General features: G+C 40.4%; 2 protein-coding genes and 1 pseudogene. 1 reads left to right on the top strand and 2 read right to left on the bottom strand.

Translation table 11 applies throughout. From position 1 onward, the window contains the following. A pseudogene (locus tag EXE30_RS15645) lies at window positions 1–294 on the top strand (formylglycine-generating enzyme family protein); the annotation flags it as partial. A gap of 18 nt (window positions 295–312) precedes the next feature. On the opposite strand, the gene EXE30_RS15640 reads toward EXE30_RS15645, so the two are convergent. Together EXE30_RS15640 and EXE30_RS15635 are read right to left on the bottom strand one after the other, a co-directional pair. Beyond that, complete coding sequence (locus EXE30_RS15640) at window positions 313–3,297, bottom strand: hypothetical protein (RefSeq protein ID WP_130163200.1); 2,985 nt, start codon at window positions 3,295–3,297, stop codon at window positions 313–315. Window positions 3,298–3,303: 6 nt separating this feature from the next. Beyond that, window positions 3,304–4,119: DUF2345 domain-containing protein (locus EXE30_RS15635; protein ID WP_130163199.1), on the bottom strand; the 816-nt coding region annotated here is incomplete at its 5' end.

Raw genomic sequence — 4,119 nt, 5'->3', positions numbered from 1 at the left:
TATGATATGTTAACCGATAACTATGAATGGATGCTGGACTGGTACGATCCAGAATACTACAGTAAATCGCCTGAAAAAAATCCACAAGGTCCTGCAACAGGCACTTTAAAAGTAGTTCGTAGCTCTGCACCAGATGATGGTCAAAATATGCACATGGCTGGAAAGGGGTTAACCATGCAACGTCATGCCATACATCCTGTTGAAGACCCTAAACGCGCTAAATCAGAGCTTGTAAAAAAATACAATCTAGACCTGAATCAAAATAATTCAGTACGTTGTGCTGCCAATCCCTAATCCTATTAAGGTGTACCTTTAAACATGGTACACCTTAGACTCCTCAGATTTATCCTGTTCAAAAGGCGCTAATATTTCAAGATTACTCGCCATCAGTGGTTGCTCCTCAAACCCTCTCGATAAGCCTTGCTGCATACGTAATTGCTCAAAACGATAGTCATCTTGATTTTGTACCAACATATAGTTCCATGAAGTTCCAGTCACCGCCCTTGCTCCCTTGCGGTATTTTAAATAGTCTTTGAGCCACTGATTAATATTGCTTCCTGCATAATCAATGCCTTGGTTTATACAACGAATAATATCTTCCGCATATTTTTTGTCACTGCCATAATTTAAAAAGCGAATCAAATCCCCTTCAACTTTACCAAATTGATCTTGTGTTAACTTTTCACCTTCTGGATGAATATGTTGAATGGTATTTTGCCATTCTGCCGTAGTCACACAGGTTTTTAAGATATTAATCACTGCGGTTTTTCGTGTAGGGAAAAACTGAACCTCTCGCTCACTAAAAGACACTCGAATATCAAAAATCGGAGCAGTACGATCACTCCAATGGGTCACTGCATACAGTAAGATGCCTTTGGTTTCTGGTGTCGCATAAATTAACTCTTCACGTCCTTTAGCTGAATTGATTTTCTTCGCTGTTTTTAAACGACCTTGGTCAATATCAAGTCGTTCAAGCCAAAGGGCATATGCATCTGCTAAATCTTGAATATTCTCAGTTATCGGATGATCCTCACCAATAGAATAAGCGAGTACTTGTGACATCAACGAAAAAGCTTGCCCCGAGATATAGACCAAACTTCTAAACCCTGCTTGCAGTAACTGCAATTTAATAAAACCAATATAGTTGAGGATATGCTCAGTCCCCACGGTAAATGTTGCAATCCCTTTTGCACCAATACCCCAACATAGATGTGCTGCGGCACGCACCTTAAAACAGCCATCATCATAAATCAGCTGGAATTGCCCTTGTGCCCCTGCACCTGCACTGACACCAGCTCCAGCAGACACCGCAGCGATGGTGACAAACTCTCCCTCACCACTACTATCAGCACTAGGCTTGAACCATTCTATCCCGCCTTTCAATACACCTTGGATTTGCGCCCCAACAAATGCATCAACACCTACGGTTGCTTGTGGCTTGCCACTGTTCTGATCAGCAGCAATTTCTTTTAAACCACCTTTTGCGGGTTCAAACATCGGTTTACGCTCGCGATTTAGCATGTTCGTTATCGATTGCTCTGGCTCACGGACCACGGCCGATAACATTTGAATCGTTCCTTGATGGGTAATATCAACCGATAGATTTCCTGCAATTCCCAGATTGGCACCTGAGAAACCTGATAACTCGGCACCAATTAAAAAACGAATCGTACCTAAATCATAATTTTCAATTTCTAGCGTCCATCCTGACTCACACGGATAGAACCTACGCCATTCTTTTACCCCTTCAAACAGCGTCCATTTAACAGAAGCATCTCCGCTCACTTTCATTTTGACACCAGCTGATGACGCACTGATCATCCCTTCACCGCCAGCACCTGCAACCATGCGCATCCACTGTGCTTCCTGATTGACGGTGACGTCATTACTGTTGACATATTCTTCAGCAATTTCACCGCCCAAACCACCAATCAGGTTATAAACCGCTTTATCACCGCCCACTGATTTTTTTGCGGTCAGCAACTGTTGTCCTAATTTTTGAAATTCCTTTTTAATGAAACTCGGAGATGCAACTTCTCCATTCTCTTGCTTAATTTGGACTTGTTTTTCTTCATTTATGCGTTTTTTACTATAGCTTTCATAGTCCGAAACATTGAGATATCGTCTTCCTAAGTCATATTTAGAAGCAGCCTGCCCTTTTTCACCTGTTGTTTCAACAATCCAAACTTCTTGTAAGTCTGCAACTTGTTTAAATTCACCATTTATTTTTTCAATGGCTTTTTGCTGATTGATATTCAGTCTTTTTTCAAGTTCCTTTATTTCTTCAGGATTTCGACTTTGAATCTGGCGAGTGAGATCAGCATTGGCTTTATGCACATCTTTTATGGCATCTGATAACACTTTGGTTTTTCGATCAAACTCCGCATAAAGTGCAGGTGGCAGGATCAAAACCTCATTGTTATGTGGATTGATCACAATCGGCGGTTTTTGTGCTTCTCCCAAATTTTCGGTATGGTCAATATTAGGATTAGTCGTTGCACGTGCTACTGGAAAAATGATCTGATGAATGACTTGTTTATCCACACAGGTAATTGGCTCAAACAACTCACTCTTTTTTGAGGTACTACCCAAAGGGTATTTAACTTGGCTCTTTAAATAGGTCTCTGCTAGTTGTGTATAACCATTTTGATCGGTTGGTGTTGGTCGAAATCCGACTAACGGTTTATCCTGACCTTCCCCAAAAATTTGATAACTCATATTCGGGATACCATTGCCCCGACTATCGGCAAAACGGTACAAAACATACATTTTAAATTTGAAATACTTTCTTTCTTTGGTTAATCGTGTATTGTTCTTTTTGTATTCCTCATAAGACATATTCAAACTTTGCTCAAGTCTTTGTACGCCTTGATGAAAAGCAGGAGGCATTTGGGAACGATTAAAGAAGCTTCCCTTAGGTGCGCTCTTGGCTTGGTTTTGTAATTCAGCACGAGCTTTTTCCCGTTGAAACTCATACTGTTCTTTTGTTATGAATTTTAGATTATCATCCAAACGACTTTCTTTAATCTCTATAACATTTGTGCCTTCAGCTAAAATAGGCTTAATCAGCTTTCTCGGACTAAAAATGGTTTGATGTCCTTCAACAAAGACATGAAGCTTACCATTTGCTGTAAGTTCAATCGGCTTGGTTTGCCCACGTTCATCGGTCACACCTGTATAACTAATACGCTCTCCTTGTTGTGGGAAAAAAATAAGCGTGTACTTAACATTTACCAAGCTTTTGTTTCTTTGGTTGTAAAAAATAAGGGTATATTCGAGAACATTATATTTATTCATTATTTTTTAACCCTTTGTAACAAGCTTATATTTAGAGGCATTTTCATCGCTAATATGGATAGAAATTTGCTCTGAACCATCTGTTTGAAATCTTTGTGTTTGACCTGCTGGATTGGTTCGACCGATTTGTTGACTGCCATCTGCTCTAAAAGCAATATATTCTACATTTTTTGCAGGCTTACCTCCCATATCAACGATCTCAAAGGTTAAGTAGCAAGGTTTACTACCAAAATTTGTTTTAGGTGCTTCAACAGTGGCTCCCCCGTTAAACAAATGCTGCCCCGCCTTAACCTCGAACTTACCACCTGTGGTTGGAAAAATTCCCGAACCATTCACCTTCAGTTCTGACGTATCTGCTTTAAAGATGATTTCTTTGGGGCTAGTTAAATAAATCGTATCCTCTGTCGAGATAATCTGAATGCCTGCCTTTGCCAAGATATCTAAACCATCCGACTGCGCCTGTATCTCAAACTTACCCTTTGCTGCAATCTGCTTAATCCCAGCTTGTGCTGCAAATAAACTGATCTTTTGACTGGCTTGGGCGATCAAATTCTTTTGCGTGGTCAGGTTAATGCTATCGCCTGCAAATTGATTTAATTGTCCATCTGCAGAAAGGTATATGTCTTCTGCGGTACTGAGTCCAATGCCATTTGGGGAACTGAGTAGTAATAAGGCTTTGTTGAATTTGGCTATATCTTGCTGAATTTCTTCTGCAAAGCTTTTGAGTTGCTCTACCGATTCTAACTCATCGGTTTGTTGGTTCTTCGCCACTTCGCTTAGGGCTTTAGCATTGTTCTGGTTGCCTTCCAGCTGTTGTTTGGT

This window comes from Acinetobacter halotolerans, assembly GCF_004208515.1.
Lineage (GTDB): Bacteria > Pseudomonadota > Gammaproteobacteria > Pseudomonadales > Moraxellaceae > Acinetobacter > Acinetobacter halotolerans.
Note: the sequence above shows the minus strand (reverse complement) of the source record. Positions and strands in the feature narration are given on the sequence as shown.